Genomic DNA, 17,917 nt, shown 5'->3' with positions numbered 1-17,917 from the left:
CGAAACGCGGTGTGGTCGACGAGTCAGGCGTGCCCGGCGGGCACGTCCTGGTTCAGCAGGAACCCCATCGCCTGCGTCAGCTCGTGGTTGGTGGGGTCGCCCGGACGGCGGCGGATGGAGGTGCTCAGCGGGTCGGCGCCCCGGCGGTGCATCTCCAGCCACTTGCGCAGCACCGGCACCCAGCCGTGGCGGGTGGCCGTCTTCTCGCCGTCGGGGGTGCGGGTGGGCACCGCGTCGGGGTGCATGGCGGCGTCGCGCGCCGCGGGGTTGGCGGGGTCCTTCTCGCTGACCGCCGAGCCGGCCACCAGCATCTGCCACTCGTTGACGCGGCGGCGGTCCAGGTTCCAGTTGCGGAACACCTGCCACACCCGGTCGCCCACCAGCGGCACCGCGTCCTGCACGTGCGAGGCGCCGCCCATGCACAGCAGCGCGGCCAGGTCGGCGGCGTTGGCCAGCAGCGTGTCGTCGGGCTCGTCGCCGTCGGGCGAGTTGGGGGCGAAGGCGTAGCCCAGCGCGTCCTCGGCGCCCAGCCGCTCGTAGTCCTTCCCCCCGATCAGCGGCGAGCCGATGGTGGGGCGGAAGGCCTGGTCCACGCTCAGCAGCGTGTTGGAGACGATCGTGTGCACCGTGCGCACCTGCCAGAAGTCGCCGTCGTGCACGCGGATGCGGTCGCCGGGGATGAAGGTCTCGCCGAAGCGCGTCCCGTTTCCCTTCAGCGTGAAGCCGCCGCCGTCGCTCACCCCCTCCACGCTTCCCGGGCCATCCACGTCGTGGAAGCGGTCCTGCGACAGGCGCGTGTAGTCGGCCCCCGCCGCCACCGCCGCCGGGAAGGCCAGGGAGACGCGCAGGCGGGTGTCGCTCACCACCTCCTGCACGGCGCGCTTCTCGTCGCCCACCTTGATCACGTCGCCGGGGCGGAAGAAGGTGGCGAAGGTGGTGTTCGTACCGACGACGGAGCGCAGGTCCGCAGCGGGCACCTCCACCGTGCTTCCCGCCGGCGCGGCCCCCGCCGACAGGGTGCGGAAGCGGTCGGCCGCCACCGGTCCGCCGGGACCCCAGTGCACGGCGAGGACGGGCTTGGGGGCGTGGTAGAGGTAGTAGTCGCTGGCGTCGGCGCTGGCGGCCAGCTTCACCCACTTGGCCGCCTTCACGTCGTGCTTCGACAGCTCGGTGTCGTCCTCGTCGCCCGTGTCGGCGAAGGTGGCGCCGGCGGGGAGCTCGTAATCGAGCCCCGCGTCGCGCACGTCGGCCACCTGCCAGCGCAGCTTGCCGGCGGTGCCCTCGTCCAGCACCCGGCGGGTCAGGAAGTCGCCGTACTCGGCCACCCGCATCGGCGCCAGCGGCGCGGGGATCTCCTGCGGGTTGGCGCCGTCGGAGGTGCGGCTGAAGAGCAGGCGGTTGCGCTCGGAGCGCACGAACATCTCCCCGCCCCCCTCCCACCACAGCTTCATCAGCTTGCGGCGGCCGGAGGGGAAGAAGGTGCCGCCGTTGGGGTCGGGAAGGCGGTAGAGGGTGGCCTCGTCGAAGAGGCGCACCGTGCGCGGCCGCAGCGCCGCGTGCTGCCCGGCGTACTCGGGGACGATCCAGTCGCGCAGCCAGAACGCCACCACCAGCCAGAGCACGATGGCCACCACCAGCCACCCCGCCCAGGTCAGCCAGAAGGGCGCGGCGGCGGTCAGGTCGCCCGACTCGGCGGCCTCCTCGGCCAGCAGCACGTGCAGGATCAGGTGCAGCGCCAGGCTGAACGCCCAGATGAAGAAGGGGATCAGGAAGATGAACGGCAGCAGCCGGTGCGCGCGCCGCTCGTTGTAGCCCAGGTCGCGGAAGATGAAGATCAGGTGCACGACCAGGAGCCCCAGCGGCACCCCCAGCAGCAGCGCCCAGCGTACCCCGGCGCTGGGATCGTCGGCGTCGCTGTCCACCGCGTAGCCGAAGGAGACGGAGGAGAGGACGAAGCTGATCACCGACAGCGCCCAGGAGAGCCAGAAATAGACGCCGCCCTCGCGCGTGGTCAGCGGGTTGAACAGCGCCGGCCCGGCGATGGGGGGAATCCACCCGCCCAGGAAGAGGGGGAGGGAAAGGAGCTCGTACCACGCCTGCTCGGACCCGTGGTTCGCGTCGCGGGGGAGGAGTCGCTTGCGCCCCTCCTTCAGCAGCAGGATGAAGGGCGGCACCGCCATCAGCGGCCAGGCGAAGAAGATCCCCGAGATCCACAGCCAGAAGCTGCCCACCGTGTGGTCGTAGGCCAGCGGCATGGCCCAGTCGCGGAAGGTGCGGTAGCCGCTCTTCAGGAAGGCCTTCGACTCGCCGGGGCGGGGATAGTCGTCGTAGCGCTCCTCGAACTCGCTGTAGCCGCGCGGCGGGTTGCGCTCGGTGTCGTACGCCCGCTTCAGCGCCTCGTGATAGGCCGAGTAGAACCAGTCCTCCACCTGGTCGGTGGCGGGAAACCAGTCGCTCCACCCGGGCCCCGAGCGGGTGCTGGAGCGCAGCATCACCTGCCTGGAGACGAGGGCGTCCAGGTGCGCCTCGGCCTCCACCGCCGACCTCCCGTCCTCGCTGAAGCGCAGCCGCGACTTGGGGCGCAGGCTCCAGCGGTAGGCGTCCAGGAAGGGCGCGGTCACCACGTCGGTGGCCACGTGCGACAGCCAGCCCAGCACGAAGGCCTGCATCTTCTGCGTGGCCGCCACCCGGTCGCCCGCCGGAAGCAGGCCGATCTCGCGCTGCGCCTCGGTCCAGAAGCGGAAGGCGAAGTCGGTGCTCTGCGACAGCACCCGCTCGCGGTTGGGGTCGGCGTTGCCCGAGTGGACCACGCGCGCCACCCAGTCCTGGTAGGGGGTGAGGAGGGTGGAGAAGGAGGGGATGGCGGGGCCCATGGCGCCCAGCAGCGCGAAGCGCGAGATCCCCTCGCCCACGGTGGTGCCCAGCGGCCGCACCGGCAGCGACCCGGGGTGCGAGTTCACCCGCGTCAGCAGCAGCAGCGTGGTGTCGGCCAGCGCGCGGATGTTCTCCTCCACCGGGTTCAGCGGCACCCCGGCGTCCTTGCGCCCCTGCAGCGTGTCGCGGATCTCGGCGATGCGGTCGCGCGCCAGCAGCAGCACCGCCGCGTGGGTCACGGGTCCGGCCATCGGCGCCTCTCAGGCGGCCAGGGAAACGGAGGCGGACACGGAGACCGACGAGCCTCCGCCGCCGCCGGGGAGCGCGGCCTGCAGCCGCTGGAACGCCTCCACCGTGCGCTCCAGCCCGTCTTCCACCCCGGCGGCCACCGCGTCGAGCGCCGCCAGCAGGTCCACCACCAGGTCGGCCACGTCCAGCTTCTCCAGCTCGGCCAGCACGTGGTCGTAGATGGCCAGCGCGCTGGCCAGCAGCCGCTCGGCCGACAGCTTGTCGAGCACGCGGGCGGCGGCGTCGCGGATGGCCTCGAGCAGCGCCACGATCTCGCCCACGGGGTTGAACCCCGCCAGCTCCTCCTGCAGCGCCTTGAAGGAGGCGATCGGCGTCGCCAGCAGGACGGCGGGGGAGAAGGCGGACACCTCCTCCTTCGCCGCGTCCACCGCCTCCTGCACCGCCTCGCGCAGCGGGGTCAGGTCCACCGCGTTCACCAGCTGGGTGATCTGGTGGATGGCGTCGCGCACCGGGTTGGCCACCGCGTCGATCAGCCCCTCGATGCGCTCGCGGAAGGCGGCGTAGATGGGAACCACGATCCCCGCCAGCCGCTCGGGGGTGACGACGGCGAGGAGCGAGCGGGCGATGCCGGGGAGGCCGTCCTCGACGCCGGTGATCCCCAGCCGGGCCAGGATCCCGCGCAGGAAGCCGCCCAGCGTGCCGAACGGCGTGGCCGCCGCGCGGAAGCGCCCGGCGCCCACGTCGATCTCCGAGAACCCCGTGCGCCGGAGCGTCTCCGCCGCCGCGGCCGACGTCGCGAGCCGCTGCTGGTAGCGCGCGCGCCCTGCCACCAGCGCCGCCATCACCTCCTCGGCGGCGATGGCCTCGGCGGCGGCGCGCAGGCGGTCGCGCCCGGCGCCCGCGGGGAGCGCGGCGATCGCCGCCAGCAGCGCGCGGTGGCCGGCGGCGGTGTCGGCGGCCGCGGCGTCGAGCTCCAGCTCGGCCACGGCGCCCTGGGTGCGCTGCACGTTGTCGGAGACGCGCAGCGCCCGCGCGTTCAGCTCGGCGGTGCCCGAGGCGCCGCCGCCCAGCCACGCCATCACGGGGCCGAACGACGAGCCGTAGATGATGCGCCCGCTGCCGGAGAAGAGGGCAGCGACGAGGGAGCCGAGCCCCGTGCCGAGGGGGAGGTCGGGGAGGAGGTCGAGGAGCGCGGTGGCCTCGTCCAGCGCGGCGCGGATGCGCGGCTCCAGCAGCGCGGGGTCGAAGCGGTCCAGCAGCCCCTTCGCCTGCTCCACCATCCCGTCCAGCGTGGGCTCCCACTCGGCCAGCCGCACCAGCTCCACCAGCTTGCCGCGCGCCTCGTCCAGCGCCTCTTCCACCGGCGTGATCAGCCGCACCGGCGAGTACTCGTCGATGGCCGCCAGCACCTGGTCGAAGGCCGCCTGCACCGGCGCCAGCTGCGCCTCGAGGTCGAAGCCCGCCAGCGCCTCGCGCACCGAGTCGACCGCCGCCTGCACCGGCTCCAGCGCCAGGTCGGGCGCCAGCGTGCGGATCTTCTCGGCCAGGGCGTGCAGCGACTCGTCCAGCTGCCGCAGGTGCCCGCGCGGGTCCAGCCCGCGCACCGCGGCCAGCACCGCGTCGATCTGCGCCTGCACCTCTTCGACGGCCACGGTGAGGTCGGCGGTCATCTCGAAGTGGCCGTCGCGGATGGCCAGCAGCTCCAGTACCTGGTCGCGCGCGGCGGCCGCGTCGGCCTCCTTGATGGGGCGCACCGCGGCGTCCAGCTCGCCCTTCATCGAGTCGGGGATCAGCCCGAAGGGGATGTTGCCCACCACGTCGGCCGCGCCGCCGATGGCGTCGACGGTGGTGTCGAACACGGCGTGCAGCTGGTTGCCGGCCACGGCCTCGCTCAGCGCGGTCACCGCCTGGGTCACCCCGCCCAGCAGCGCGTCCAGGTCCAGGCTCTCCACGAAGGTCCGGGCCTCGGCGAAGAAGGCGTCGACGTCGTGTTGGAAGGTGTCGAGCACGCCCTCCACCTCTTCCAGCGCGCCGGTCACCTCGCCGCCGGCGGCCTCGAGCGCGGTCTGGATGGTGTGCACCAGCGCGCGCACCGCGTCGAGCGCCTGGCCCACGCGGTCCATCACCGCCCGGATGGCGTCGGCCATCTCGTCCAGCGGCAGCGCGCGGATGGCGGCGGTCACCTGCGCCAGCGCGCCCCGCACCGCGCCGCTGGCGCCGTCGATGGCGCTGGTGACGGTGGAGGCCACGCCCGAGACGGCGCCCAGCCCCTGCGCCAGCGGGTCGGAGAGCGCCGAGGTGTCGAAGGCGCGGATGGCCGCGGCCAGCGTCTCCACCTGCTCCTCGATCCCCCGCAGCACCCCGTCCAGCCCGCCCGCCACCTCGCCCGACACGTCGAGCGCGAACACCGGCTGCAGCCGCTCCAGCAGCCGCGCCACCAGCCGCCCCAGCGGCTCCAGGTCGCCCGTGCGCACCAGGTCCAGACCGGCGCGGACCTCGGCCTGCACCCGGTCCACGTCCATGTGCACCAGCGTGGCCTCGCCGAACCCCAGCGCGGCGGAGAGCTTGGAGCGCAGCGCGTCGAGCCGCGCGCCGCAGGCCACGATGGCGGCGGCCGCGGCGTCCACCTGCGCGGCGTCGCCCACGTCCACCGTCGACACGAAGGCGGCCAGCCCGTTCTCCGACAGGCAGGCGCGCACCGCCGACAGCTCGGGGCGGATGGAGCCGGGGTCCAGCTGCGCGGCCATGATCCCGGTCAGCCGCTCGGCCTCGGCCAGCACCGACTCGATGCACATCATCCCCGCGATCACCTGCAGCCCGCCGGCGAGCGCGGGCATCACGTCGCCCCCCGTCAGCGCGCTCGGCGACACGTCCACGCCGGCGCGGCCCAGGAACGAGGTGAGCAGCTCCAGCAGCACCCGCCCCTCGGGGGCGGAGGAGAGCACCTGCCCCACGTTCAGGAGGGCGCCCAGGGTGCCGCCGTGGCTCTCGGGGTCGAACTCGGTGGAAAGCCGCTCGCCCAGCCCGCGCAGCTGCGCCTCCAGGTCGCCGGCGCTCACCGTCTGCACCAGCGCCAGCGCGTCGGTCACCGGGCGGATCACCTCCTGCGCGCCGGGGAGCCCCTGCAGCGCGCCGCCCGCGGCCGCGGCCACCTGGCCGGCCACGTTGCCGATGCCGCCGATCTCCACGCTGCCGGCGAGCTCGGCCGTGGCGCCGATCTCCTGCTCCGACGCGGGCGAGGCGATGGCGGTGAGCCTGCCGGCGGGGCCGGCCAGCGTGCCGCCCAGCCCGCCCACCAGCGAGCCCACGTCCAGCTTCACCGTGAGGTTGGCCTGCAGCGTCGGCATCAGTCGGCCGGGAGAGTCTGGGGGTTCGCCAAGGCGCGGAGGAGGGGGAAGAAGGGTGGCGCGGCGCGGGCCGGTGCGGCGGGCGCCGGGGGGTGCCGCGGGCCGGCGGGCGGCGGCGGAGGGGACGCGCTTCCCGGGGCTCGCGGGGGGTCCGCGGGCGCGGCGGGCGGCGGCCCGTTCCGGGCAGGGGGCGCCCGGTGGCGAGCGGTCGGCGGGCGCAACAAGCACGCCATGCACGGCACGCGCGGGCTCCATGTGAGCGAAGCCGTTCCACCCAGCGGAGCTACGCTTTACGCCTGAAAACGTCGGTTTCCACAAACCCCGTCGCAGTTCTGGGGTTTGGACACCCCACTGCGACATCGACGCCCCGGCGGCCGTGTCCCACCAGACGAAAATTTGAAAATTCGTAGCGGAAGTGTCTGTAAGACGATGTAAAATATTGAGATGCAGGAGATGAAGAAGCGAAAAACCGGAATTCCAGAAATCATCTGCCACGCGATTCCGTCGCAGACACAATGGCGGGATGGGCCGTCGATGTGTCCCCGACGCCCCCTGCCGCTCGATGGGGGGGCGACAGAAACGCGCCGCGTCGGGGATCGAATGCGAATTCAGAAATATCTCCGGTATCAAATACCGGCTGCCGCAATTGATTGTGCATTCCGATCGGATGTCATTCCGAGCGGCGCCGCTGCTCCGGATCTTCAACCGCGCCAATGCCGGGCGCCATGGCTTCGGCGTGGAAGACAGGGCGGCGCAGCGCCTTCGGAATGACATGCCTGTTCCTTCCGCCAATGCACAGTTGATCCGGCGAGTCGGTATCAGCCATCCAGGCTTCACGCAGAGGGCACGGAGAACCACGATCGGCGGAGATCCTTGTCTCGCGGGGAGATGATCGGAAGTTTGGTACGCTGTCGCCCCCGCCGCCCTCACCTCTCCCCTTCCGATGCTGACCGCCCGCTGTCAGTGCGGAGAAGTCTTCCACGCCGAGGAGTCGCACGCCGGCCGGCGGCTGCGGTGCCGCTGCGGGCGCGTCGTGGTGCTCCCCGTGCGCGTGCAGGCGGCGCCCACGCGCCGCGAGACGGCGGAGCCGAGGCCTCCCTCGCAGCCGAAAGCCAGGCCGCGGCGGCGTTCCGGTCCGCGGGTGGAGGGCGGCGCGCGGGCCAGGCTCGCGCGGTGGGTGGAGCGCGTGTCGTGGGGCTACCTGGCCGCGGCGATCGCCGCCTGCGCGGTCCTGTGGGGGCTGGGGGACCGGTGGGTGCCAGCGACGGCGTTCCTCTTCGCGGGGAAATGGCCGCTCCTGCTGCCGCTGGCGGTGCTCGTGCCGCTCGCGGTCGGGCTCCGCGCACGGCTCCTGCTCCCGCTCGCGGCCGCCGCGGGGGTGGTGCTGGTGGGGGTGATGGGGTGGCGTGCGGGCGTGCGGCTCCCGGCCGGCGGCGACGTGCGGATGCCCCTGCGCGTGGTCACCTTCAACGCCGACGGCGGCGCCGGCGCCTGGGTGCGCCTGCCGGACCTGCTCGAGACCTGGCGCCCGGACGTGGTCGCATTCCAGGAGTGCGGCGGGCCGCTGGCCGAAGCGATCCCCGCGCTCCCGGGCTGGCACCACCACGAGAAGGACAGCCTCTGCCTGCTCAGCCGCTACCCCATCGTGGCGGCGGAGATGATGGACCGCTCGGCGCTGCTGCACGTGGCCGAGACCTCGTCCGTCGGCGGCACGGGGATCGTGATCCGCTACACCCTGCGGACGCCCGCGGGCCCCGTCTCCCTCACCAACGTCCACCTGGAGACGCCGCGGAAGGGCTTCGAGGCGCTGGCGGGCTTCGGCTGGACGGCCATGCGCACCAACACGGAGCTGCGCGCCATCGAGGCGCACCTGGCCCGCGCGTGGGTGGACGGCGGCACCGCGCCGCGGCTGGTGGTGGGCGATTTCAACACGCCGGTGGAGAGCCGCATCTTCCAGGAGCACTGGAGCGGCCTCACCGACGCGTGGGAGGCGGCCGGGCGCGGGTTCGGGTGGACCAAGGACAACGGATGGATCCGCGTGCGCATCGACCACGTGCTGATGGGCCGCGGCTGGCGCGCGCGCCGGATCTCCACCAGCCCCGACGCCGCGGGCTCGGACCACCACCCCGTCATCGCCGACCTGCAGCTCCTCGAAAGACGGTAGACGGGAAACGCCGGCGCAATCTGCCGCCACCGAGCACTGCTCGCTCGGTGGCGATAATACTTTCCGCCTGTCTGTAAGATCACGGAGAGTGCCGATGGCGGCATGCCCATCTGTGTAATCTCAAGTGTCTGATTGACTTACTCGTCTAAAAGCTGATTTAGAGCGAATGGCACGCAGACTGCATAGTCCGCAATGCGCCAGTACGGACGGTCTGGAGACGTAACCTTCCCATCAAAGGAGGCGTCATGAGGATCCGGAGCGCATTGGCGGTGGGCATGCTGCTCGTCGGCGCGGCGGTGATGCCGCCGCAGGCCGGGGCGCAGGCCGACGAGCTGCGGGCGATCGCCGAGGCCGCCATGGAGGCACGCGGCCAGGTGCTCATGGGCCGCTCGGCAGAGGCCGCGCTGCAGGGGAACGCGCGGGCACAGCAGATCCGGGCGGCGATGGCCGCGCCGTTCCAGTCGGCCGCGACGGAGCGGCAGGGATACACGGCAGCCAGGCTCCAGATTCCCCGCGTGGAGTCGCAGGTGCGGGTGACCGACACGCGGGTGGAGGGAGAGCGCGCCACCGTCACCGCGAACGTGCAGACCACGGTGCACCTGGGCGGCGTCCAGGGCGCGCCCGACCGCACGGTGGAGACCATGCCGCACGTCTTCACCTACGAGCGGCGCAACGGCCAGTGGGAGCTCGTGGAAGACCGCGTATCGGACCCGTTCCGGCAGGCGGTACAGGATACGTTCCCGCGAGTGGCGCCGCCGGCGCTGCCCGGACCGTCATCGGTGGACCGGAACGGACCGAAGCGCACTCCGCCGCGCGCGCGTCCCGCCGGCGGCGGCTATCTCCCGCCGGCGACGCTGTTCGGCGCGCGGACGTTCGGGACCCTGAACCCGAGCGCCGTGGTCTCCTACGCGCGCAGCTACGCCCTCAGCTACAACGGCAGCTACCGCGACTTCAACAACTCCGGAACCCAGGGGGGCGACTGCACGAACTTCGCATCCCAGGCGATGCGCGCGGGCGGGTGGCCGGACGTGGGCGGATACCTGAACCGCACCGGCTACGAGGCGTGGTGGTACGACACCTTCACCCAGACGTACACCTGGGTGAACGCCCACTACTTCTACGTCTGGACGAGCAACAACCGGGCGTCGCGGGCGGACAACGTCTACAACCTGGAACCCGGCGACGTGCTGCAGATGGACTTCGACGCCAACGGCGACATCGACCACACGACGATCGTGACCAAGAAGGACGCGAACGGCATGATCTATCTCTCCTATCACACGAGCAACACGCTCGACAAGCCGTTCACCACCTTCCAGTCGCAGGTGTCGTCGAGCACGCGCTACTACGGCCACTGGCTCTGGTACAGCTTCTGACGGGGCGCGATACGGGGCCGGCCTTTCCGGGCCGGCCCCGTTCGCACGTGGCTTGCGGGCCCCGGAGGCCGGGGCGCGCAGTCGATGAGGACAGGTCAGGAAAAGACGGAGGAGGGCCATGGACCGAACGAGCACTTCCGGGCGTCGCGGCGTGGGCCGGCTGCTCGCCGCGGCGGCGGCGGGTGGCCTGGGACTGTGCCTCGCGTCGCTGCTGGTGTCCGGGGAGCGTACGGCGGGCACCGGGACGCACCACTGGCGCGGCTTCCCTCGATCCTACCTTTTCTCCTGGGAGGGCTTCGCGGGTGAGGGCGCCCGCTCGGGGTTCAACGCGTTCTATTTCCTGCAGAACTGGGTGCTCTGGACTGCCGTGGCCTCGGCCGCGCTCCTGCTGCTGCGGTCCGTGCGCTCCCGGGGTGCAACCCCGTAAGGCTGCACCGGCGATCGGCCCGGCAGCCACCCCGCTGCCGGGCCATCCTCGTCTCCGGGCGCGTTCTCCGCCGCCGACCTCGGCGCTCAGACGTCTCTCTTCCCATCTCCCCGTCATCTCGACCATCAGCTGTCGAGCTGACGGTGGAGCACAACGCGCGCTCACCTCTCCAGGCTTGCTTTAAAAACCTTCCGCGCCAATTTTCTGGTCCGACGGTTCCCTCCTTGATCATCCCGCCCGAGATGCCCCCGTGATGAAATCGATCCGATCCCTTCTCGCCGCGTGCGCCCTGATCCCGGCGGTGGCCACGGCCTGCGCCGACCGCACGCCGGTCGCCGGCGAGCCGCCTTCCGGCCCGTCGCCTGCGCCAGCCGTCGCGCAGCTGAGGTGCGACGTGGACGTGCGCGGCGGCACCATGACGTGCGGCGGGCCGGCGCCCGCCGCGTCGCGTGGTGACCTGCTGTTGGGCGGGCAGGATTTCTTCGTGAAGCTGCGGTCGACCAACGTGGCGTTCAGCGCGCCGACGCTCAGCGCCGACGTCTCGCTGCAGAACCTGCTGGCGCAGCCGATGGGCACCACCGACGGCACCACGCCGGCGCCCGCCGGGGTGCGCATCTTCTTCGCGGCGCAGCCCGCCACCACCGGCGGCACGGGAAGCGTGACCGTGCAGAACGCGGACGGCACCGACATCTTCACCGCCTCGGGGCAGCCGTACTTCGCCTACCCCGGCATCCTGGCGCCCGGCGCCACCTCGGCCGCGAAGACGTGGCAGTTCCACCTGGACCCGGGCGTCACCTTCTTCACCTTCGTGGTGTACGTCTCCGCCCCGCTTCCCAGGGAAAATGGCTGGGTGGACGTGGTCAGCTTCTCCAGCCTGGCCATGGCGCCCGGGCAGAGCCGGCCGCTCGTCGCCCTGGTGTTCAGCGGCTCCGGGGCGGAGGTGGAGGACGCGCCCGTCGCCTGGGCCACCTCCGACAGCAGCGTGGCCACGGTGGACGCGTCCGGCAGGGTCACCGCGGTGGCGGCCGGCACCGCCACCATCACCGCCACCAGCGGCCCGCGCACGGGGAGCACGCAGGTGACCGTGGCGGCGCTGGACGTTACGCAGCCGGACCTCACCGGCATCGACTTCTCGCCCGACACCGCGGCCCCGGGCGACACGGTGACCGTCTCCTTCGCGGCCTCCGACGCCGGGACGGGCGTGGCCAGCGTCACGGGGACCATTCTCCTCCCGCGGCCGGGATCGTTCGCGCTGCGGGTGAGCTGCTCCGCGTTCGCGCCGTCGGCCGGCACGCGCGCCGCCGGCACCTTCGCCTGCCGGGTGCCCCTGCCGCCGGGCGCCGACAACGGGCCGTGGACGTTCTCGCAGGTGAGCGTCGTGGATCTCCGCGGCAATTTCCGCACGTTCAACACGGCGGGTCTCTCTGCGGCGGGGCTGCCCACCGGGTTCACGGTCACCAATCCCACGCCCGACACCGTCCCCCCGGCGCTGGTGGGCGAGACGGTCACGCCGCCCTCCGCCAACGTGGGCGATTCGCTGACCTTTACGGTGCAGGTGAGCGACGCGGGAACCGGCGTGGCCAGCGTCCAGGCGGGGATCGACGACCCGGCGGGCCGGCAGCTGACGTGCACGGCCACGACGCCCGTGGCGGGGACGGCGAACAGCGGGACCTACACCTGCAAGATCCCGATCCCCGCGGGCTCGCGTCCAGGGAACTGGCAGCTCTCCGGCATCTTCATGACCGACCGGACCGGCAACTCCGACATCGACGGAGGCACGTTCGTGATCCCCGTGGCCGGCCCGGCGCCGGACACCACGGCGCCCACGCTGCGCAGCATCGCCTTCTCCTCCACCGTGTCGCGGGTGGATTCGCTGACCGTCACCATCGGCACGGCCGACGCCGGAGCGGGCGTGGACCGCGTGGTCGCGGAGTTCAGGGCGCCGACGTACAACCAGCGAGCGAGCTGCGCCCGGTCCACGCTGGCCGGCGGCACGGCGGCATTCGGCGTGTTCGAGTGCCGGATCGGGTTCAGCGACGTTGCCGAAGCGGGAACGTGGGCGGTGGAAGGGGTGGTGCTGTTCGACGCCGTCGGCAACTCGCGGGAGGTGCGCACGGGCAGCCTGCAGGCGCTGGGGTATGCCACCACGCTCCAGGTCACGCCGTAGAGGTGGGGGAATAACGAATTCGGAAAAAGATTGCCTCACGCAGAGCAGCAGAGGCAGCAGAGATGAGTTCTCCGCTGCCTCTGCTGCTCTCCGTGAGACAGCTTCTTTCCCCGGATTTATTTGTAAGGATGAGACCTGCTGAGGGCGCGGCTCACGTCGCCTCGCCGTCCATCTCCCGCGTCATCTCGATCATCGTGCGGCGGAAGCCGGCGCGGGCGAACAGGCGCTGCGCGGGCTCGTTGCGCGCCGCGGTGGAGAGCACGACCCGCGGCGCGCCCTTCGCCTCGAGCGCCGCCAGCGTCGCATCGAGCAGCATCCGGCCGACGCCCCGGCCGCGATGGGTGGGGTCGACCACGATGTCGTGCAGCACGCCCGCCGGCCCGCGCAGCGACATGTAGTCCCATCCCTCCACGCCCGCGAAGGTGTAGCCCAGCACCTCGCCCGCCCGCTCGGCGACGAGCACGACGACGCTCGGCTCGCCCAGCTGCGAGCCGAGGAACGATGCGTAGCCGTGCTCCGTGCGCGGCGTGGCGGGGATGAAGCGCTGCGGGTCGAACTCGTGGTGCGTGCGCACCAGCAGCGCGCCGAGCCGTCCGACGGCCGGCATGTCCGCGGCCTCCGCGGGGCGGACGACGATGGCGGGATCGGCGCTCACGACGCCTCCGCCTCCACCCGGTAGCGCAGCCAGAGGACGTCGTCCGCGCGCCGCTCGACGGATTCGAGCGCGAGGCGGCGCGGCGCCCCGTCGTCGCCGTCCACGTCGAAGAGCGCGGCCATCCCCATGCGTCCGTCGGCGACGGGGGCGACCAGCAGGCTCACCTCGTCGATCAGCCCCGCGCGCAGCATGGCGCCGTTGATGCGGCCGCCGCCCTCAAGCATCAGCGTGCGCACGCCAAACCGCGCGGCGATCTTCTCCAGCGCCAGCGGCAGGTCCACGTCGCGCGCTCCGGCGAGGAGGTACGACACGCCGCGCTCGCGCAGGAAGGCGAGGTACTCGTCCGGCACGCGCTCGGAGAGGATGGCCACGACGTGGTCGCCGTCGATGTCGTTCGACGCCCAGGCGAGCCGCCCGTGCGCGTCGACCGCGAAGGCGAAGGAGTCGTGCTCCCCCGGCGCGACGAAGTCCTCACGCGGCGCGCCGCCCCCGTGCTCGCGCGCGACCTCGGCGTCGGGGCGCACGCCCCCCGCGAACGGCTCCATCGTCACGCGGCCGCAGATCCATCCATCGGGCTCGTAGCTCGCGTGCACGCGCTCGTACTCGCGCCGCCCCTCGGCAGAAATCGGCCAGCGGTCGACCACGATCCGTCCATCGACCGACGCCAGCATGTGGCAGATCACCCGCGGGCGCTTCTCCGAAATCTCCATCCCTGATCTCCTCGTCCTCCGCTCCGGGAATTTGGTTGATGCGCCGGACCGATCCCACGCTGACGTCATCCTGAGGCCGGTCAGACCGCAATCAGCGTCTACGCAAGCGTTTGCAGGCCGAAGGATCTATCATCGCGTCTGCACAGGATTCGGTTGGACGCACCATTACCTCACCCGGACCTGGTATCGGCCGCGTCCAGTCAGATCGCGTGCTGAGCCGGCTACAGATCCTTCGGCCTGCAACCGTTCGTGCAGACGCTGGTTACGGTCTGGCCGGCCTCAGGATGACGTCAGCGTTGGGTCGGCCGACGGCATCGACAAGCGGATATCGTAGCCATCGAGGGCACGGAGAGGGAACGTCGCGCGCATCCTTCTCTCACCGATCGATCATCCGCTGCGCGGTCTCGGAGTAGCGCGCGCCGTGGACGTCGATGCGCGACGCGGCGCTCTCGATCTCGCGGAGGTCGTCGGGCGTGAGCTCGACGGCCGCGGCGCCCAGGTTCTCCTCCAGGCGGTGCAGCTTCGTGGTGCCGGGGATGGGCACGATCCACGGCTTGCGCGACAGCAGCCAGGCGAGCGCGATCTGGGCCGGCGTGGCCCGCTTCCGCGCCGCGATTCTCGTCAGCAGGTTGATCATCGCTTGGTTCGCCCGTCGGTTCTCGGGCGAGAAGCGCGGGACGGTGTTGCGGAAGTCGCTGTTGTCGAAGGTCGTGGTCTCGTCGATCTTCCCCGTCAGGAACCCCTTTCCCAGCGGGCTGAAGGGGACGAAGCCGATCCCCAGCTCCTCGAGGGTGGGGATGATCTCCGCCTCGGGCTCGCGCCACCAGAGCGAATACTCGCTCTGCAGCGCCGTCACCGGCTGCACCGCGTGGGCGCGGCGGATGGTGCGCGCGCCCGCCTCGGAGAGGCCGAAGTGCTTCACCTTTCCCTCGGCGATCAGCTCCTTCACCGTTCCCGCGACCTCCTCGATCGGCACGTTCGGGTCCACGCGGTGCTGGTAGTAGAGGTCGATGGCCTCCACGCCCAGCCGCTTCAGCGACCCTTCCGTCATCCGCCGGATGTAGTTCGGGTGGCTGCTGAGGCCCGTCTGCTTCCCCTCGTCGTCGAACGCGAAGCCGAACTTGGTGGCGATCACCACCTGGCCGCGGAAGGGCGCCAGCGCCTCGCCCACCACCTCCTCGTTGACGAACGGGCCGTAGACCTGCGCGGTGTCGAAGAAGGTGACACCGCGCTCCACCGCCGCGCGGATCAGCGCGATGGCCTGCTGCCGGTCCGTGGCCGGGCCCAGGCCGAAGCTCAGCCCCATGCACCCCAGGCCGAGCGCGGAGACTTCGAGGCCGCTGCTGCCCAGTTGCCGCTTCTGCATCGTCTTCTATCTCCCTGGATTACTTGAGCCGTACTGCTCGTCGGTGACGTGTTCCATCCACTCGACCGCCTTCCCGTCGAGCGTCTCCTGCACGGCGATGTGCGTCATCGCCGTGGTGGGCGACGCGCCGTGCCAGTGCTTCTCGCCCGCGGGGAACCAGACCACGTCGCCGGGGCGGATCTCCTCGATCGGGCCGCCCTCGCGCTGGGCCAGGCCGCGCCCGGAGGTGACGATCAGCGTCTGCCCCAGCGGGTGCGTGTGCCACGCGGTGCGCGCGCCCGGCTCGAAGGTGACGTGCGCGCCGGCCACCCGCGCCGGCTCGGGCGCGTTGAACAGCGGGTCGATGCGCACCGTCCCCGTGAACCAGTCCGCCGGCCCCTTCCCGGACGGCCGCGACCCCGCTCGCATGATCTCCATGATCGTTTCTCCCTTTCTCGAACCAGTCACCGGCACAGTATCCTGGTGACGTCACCAAACCAGGATCCCGAACCCCCTCCGATGTCATCCTGAGGGAGGCGCCGTGCCTAACCTTCCATCGCACCATCGGTTGGCGCCGACCGAAGGATCTGCTCGCCCCCGCGGAAAGGCCTGCCCGTTCGAGCCGACATCCAGCCGGCCATGCAAGATCCTTCGGGCGCGCAAGGATTCGTGCGGCCGCGATCACGGTGCTCCGCGCCCTCAGGATGACAGCCGGCGGAGCGCACTCCCGCACATCGATTCTCAGTATTCCTGCCGCGTGGGGCGGAACAGGATCTCGTTGATGTCCACGTCCTCCGGCTGGGCGATGGCGAAGGCGACGGCCCGCGCGAACGAGTCGGCGGGGATCGCCACGTCGTCGTAGAGCTGGTTGACGCGCGCGGCCACGTCCGCGTCGGTGATGGTGCCCGGCAGCTCGGTGGCCACCGCGCCCGGCGAGATCACCGTGGTGCGGATGTTGTGCGGCTTGACCTCCTGCCGCAGCCCCTCGGAGAGCGCGCGCACCGCGTGCTTCGTGGCCGCGTAGACGGCGCTCCCTGGGCCCACCTTGTGGCCCGCCACGGAGGAGACGTTGACGATGTGCCCGCCCTTCTGCCGCTGCATGTGCGGCAGCGCCGCGGCGATCCCGTACAGCACGCCCTTGATGTTGACGTCGATCATCCGGTCCCACTCGTCCACCTTCAGCCGCTCCAGCAGCGACTGCGGCATCAGCCCGGCGTTGTTGACGACAACGTCGACGCGCCCGTACGCCTCCACCGCCGCGTCCACCAGCCGCTGCACCTGCGCGCGGTCGGTGACGTCGGTCTCGATGGCGAGCGCGCGGCCGCCGGTGGCGTTCAGCTCGTCGGCCAGCGCCCGGATGCGATCCCCGCGCCGCGCGCCCAGCACCACCGCCGCGCCCTCCGCCGACAGCAGCCGCGCGGCCGCCTCGCCCAGCCCGCTGCTGGCGCCGGTGATGACGATGACTTTCCCCGCGATGTTGTTGCTCATCTCCCTGGTTCTCCTCTTCGAGCCGTCTGCCGCGCCTTCTCACTCCGGGAGAAGAAGCTAACGGAAGGGAGATGGGGGATAAACTTGACAACGCTTCGCAGGGTGATAAGCTCTCCTTCACAATGGAAGACGACCTGGATGGGATCGCCACCTTCGTGGCGGTCGCGGACGCGAAGGGGTTCCGCGCGGCGGGCGCGCGGCTGGGCGTGAGCGGCTCGGCGGTGAGCCAGGCGCTGCGGCGGCTGGAGGAGCGGCTGGGCGTGGCGCTGGTGCAGCGCACCACGCGCAGCGTGCGGCTGACCGAGGCGGGCGAGCGGCTCTACGCGGCCGTGCGCCCCGCGCTGGACGAGGTGCGCGCCGCGGTGCAGGCGGTGGGGGAGATGGCGGACCAGCCGCGGGGGACGCTGCGGCTCAGCGTGTCCGGCTCGGCGGAGAGCTTCCTGCGCGGACCGGTGCTCGAGGGCTTCCTGCGCGCGTATCCCGAGGTGCGGCTCGACCTGATCGTGGGGCGGGGGCCGGCGGACATCGTGGCGGGCGGCTACGACGCCGGCGTGCAGCTGGGCGAGATGATCGAGCAGGACATGGTCGCCGTGCCCGCGTCCGGCAAACAGCGAATGGTGGTCGTCGCCTCACCCGCCTACCTCGCACGGCACGGCGCGCCAGCGCACCCGCGCGACCTCACCTCGCACGCCTGCATCAACTGGCACGCGGGGCCGGGCGCGCCGCCGTATCGCTGGGAGTTCACCGAGGACGGCCACGACTTCTCCGTCGGCTTCGAAGCGCGGGTGGTGACGAACGACGTGCCGCTGATCGTCCACCTCGCGCGCACCGGCGTGGGCCTGGCGATGGCGATGGAGGAGATCGTCCGCCCCTCCATCGCGCGCGGCGAGCTGGTGGAGGTGCTGGGCGAGTTCTCCACGCCGTTCCCCGGCTTCTACCTCTACTACCCGCAGCGCCGCACCGCCTCACCCGCGCTGCGCGCGCTGATCGACTACCTGCTGCGGCTGCGGCAGGAGGAGCCGCCCGTTCCCTGATCCCCATAAAGATCGAGAAGGCTCACACGGAGGAAACCGAGGGAACGGAGGAAAGACCAAAGTCCTTCGTTTCCTCCGTGT

At 71.7% G+C, this 17,917-nt stretch carries 13 protein-coding genes; 5 read left to right on the top strand and 8 right to left on the bottom strand.

Annotated features, from left to right (window positions below; all coding sequences use genetic code 11):
* Positions 1 to 23: 23 nt before the first annotated feature.
* The 3 genes from VF092_13335 to VF092_13325 form a co-directional block, all read right to left on the bottom strand.
* A complete protein-coding gene (locus tag VF092_13335; GenBank protein ID HEX6748273.1) occupies positions 24 to 3,125 on the bottom strand; it encodes a hypothetical protein in 3,102 nt (1,033 codons plus the stop codon).
* Between the two features lie 9 nt (positions 3,126 to 3,134).
* Positions 3,135 to 6,470: a hypothetical protein gene (locus tag VF092_13330; protein ID HEX6748272.1), complete on the bottom strand. Its 3,336-nt coding sequence runs from the start codon at positions 6,468 to 6,470 to the stop codon at positions 3,135 to 3,137.
* Positions 6,471 to 7,140: 670 nt separating this feature from the next.
* Entirely contained in the window at positions 7,141 to 7,296 is a 156-nt protein-coding gene (locus VF092_13325) for a hypothetical protein (GenBank protein ID HEX6748271.1), read from the bottom strand.
* A gap of 117 nt (positions 7,297 to 7,413) precedes the next feature.
* Here VF092_13325 and VF092_13320 point away from each other — a divergent pair, with 117 nt between their 5' ends.
* The 4 genes from VF092_13320 (at position 7,414) to VF092_13305 (ending at position 12,604) form a co-directional block, all read left to right on the top strand.
* Entirely contained in the window at positions 7,414 to 8,634 is a 1,221-nt protein-coding gene (locus tag VF092_13320) for an endonuclease/exonuclease/phosphatase family protein (protein HEX6748270.1), read from the top strand.
* A gap of 245 nt (positions 8,635 to 8,879) precedes the next feature.
* Positions 8,880 to 10,010, top strand: a complete 1,131-nt coding sequence (locus tag VF092_13315; GenBank protein ID HEX6748269.1) for an amidase domain-containing protein — start codon at positions 8,880 to 8,882, stop codon at positions 10,008 to 10,010.
* A 118-nt stretch (positions 10,011 to 10,128) separates the two neighbouring features.
* Positions 10,129 to 10,437, top strand: a complete 309-nt coding sequence (locus VF092_13310) for a hypothetical protein (GenBank protein ID HEX6748268.1) — start codon at positions 10,129 to 10,131, stop codon at positions 10,435 to 10,437.
* A gap of 253 nt (positions 10,438 to 10,690) precedes the next feature.
* Positions 10,691 to 12,604, top strand: coding sequence for an Ig-like domain-containing protein (locus VF092_13305; protein ID HEX6748267.1), 1,914 nt, complete (start codon positions 10,691 to 10,693; stop codon positions 12,602 to 12,604).
* A 151-nt stretch (positions 12,605 to 12,755) separates the two neighbouring features.
* On the opposite strand, the gene VF092_13300 is transcribed toward VF092_13305, so the two are convergent.
* The 5 genes from VF092_13300 to VF092_13280 form a co-directional block, all read right to left on the bottom strand.
* A complete protein-coding gene (locus VF092_13300; GenBank protein HEX6748266.1) occupies positions 12,756 to 13,259 on the bottom strand; it encodes a GNAT family N-acetyltransferase in 504 nt (167 codons plus the stop codon).
* On the bottom strand, positions 13,256 to 13,969 hold the full coding sequence (locus VF092_13295; protein ID HEX6748265.1) for a RibD family protein: 714 nt from the start codon (positions 13,967 to 13,969) through the stop codon (positions 13,256 to 13,258). Before VF092_13295 ends, VF092_13300 begins: the two co-directional genes overlap by 4 nt.
* Before the next feature lie 376 nt (positions 13,970 to 14,345).
* Positions 14,346 to 15,335, bottom strand: coding sequence for an aldo/keto reductase (locus tag VF092_13290; protein ID HEX6748264.1), 990 nt, complete (start codon positions 15,333 to 15,335; stop codon positions 14,346 to 14,348).
* A gap of 6 nt (positions 15,336 to 15,341) precedes the next feature.
* Positions 15,342 to 15,752 (bottom strand): cupin domain-containing protein, encoded by a 411-nt coding sequence (locus tag VF092_13285; protein ID HEX6748263.1) that lies wholly within the window; start codon positions 15,750 to 15,752, stop codon positions 15,342 to 15,344.
* Between the two features lie 303 nt (positions 15,753 to 16,055).
* A complete protein-coding gene (locus tag VF092_13280; protein HEX6748262.1) occupies positions 16,056 to 16,802 on the bottom strand; it encodes an SDR family oxidoreductase in 747 nt (248 codons plus the stop codon).
* A 122-nt stretch (positions 16,803 to 16,924) separates the two neighbouring features.
* Between VF092_13280 and VF092_13275 the strand changes: the two genes are divergently transcribed.
* Positions 16,925 to 17,836, top strand: coding sequence for a LysR family transcriptional regulator (locus VF092_13275; protein HEX6748261.1), 912 nt, complete (start codon positions 16,925 to 16,927; stop codon positions 17,834 to 17,836).
* Positions 17,837 to 17,917: the final 81 nt, after the last annotated feature.

The organism is Longimicrobium sp. (assembly GCA_036377595.1).
Classification (GTDB): domain Bacteria; phylum Gemmatimonadota; class Gemmatimonadetes; order Longimicrobiales; family Longimicrobiaceae; genus Longimicrobium.
Note: the sequence above shows the minus strand (reverse complement) of the source record. Positions and strands in the feature narration are given on the sequence as shown.

Excerpts from the sequence above, each read along its gene's own strand:
- VF092_13295 (HEX6748265.1), bottom strand. The coding sequence starts at position 13,969 with ATGGAGATTTCGGAGAAGCGCCCGCGGGTGATCTGCCACATGCTGGCG.
- VF092_13310 (HEX6748268.1), top strand. The coding sequence starts at position 10,129 with ATGGACCGAACGAGCACTTCCGGGCGTCGCGGCGTGGGCCGGCTGCTC.
- VF092_13330 (HEX6748272.1), bottom strand. The coding sequence starts at position 6,470 with ATGCCGACGCTGCAGGCCAACCTCACGGTGAAGCTGGACGTGGGCTCG.
- VF092_13280 (HEX6748262.1), bottom strand. The coding sequence starts at position 16,802 with ATGAGCAACAACATCGCGGGGAAAGTCATCGTCATCACCGGCGCCAGC.
- VF092_13290 (HEX6748264.1), bottom strand. The coding sequence starts at position 15,335 with ATGCAGAAGCGGCAACTGGGCAGCAGCGGCCTCGAAGTCTCCGCGCTC.
- VF092_13285 (HEX6748263.1), bottom strand. The coding sequence starts at position 15,752 with ATGGAGATCATGCGAGCGGGGTCGCGGCCGTCCGGGAAGGGGCCGGCG.
- VF092_13325 (HEX6748271.1), bottom strand. The coding sequence starts at position 7,296 with ATGGCTGATACCGACTCGCCGGATCAACTGTGCATTGGCGGAAGGAAC.
- VF092_13335 (HEX6748273.1), bottom strand. The coding sequence starts at position 3,125 with ATGGCCGGACCCGTGACCCACGCGGCGGTGCTGCTGCTGGCGCGCGAC.
- VF092_13320 (HEX6748270.1), top strand. The coding sequence starts at position 7,414 with ATGCTGACCGCCCGCTGTCAGTGCGGAGAAGTCTTCCACGCCGAGGAG.
- VF092_13305 (HEX6748267.1), top strand. The coding sequence starts at position 10,691 with ATGAAATCGATCCGATCCCTTCTCGCCGCGTGCGCCCTGATCCCGGCG.
- VF092_13315 (HEX6748269.1), top strand. The coding sequence starts at position 8,880 with ATGAGGATCCGGAGCGCATTGGCGGTGGGCATGCTGCTCGTCGGCGCG.
- VF092_13275 (HEX6748261.1), top strand. The coding sequence starts at position 16,925 with ATGGAAGACGACCTGGATGGGATCGCCACCTTCGTGGCGGTCGCGGAC.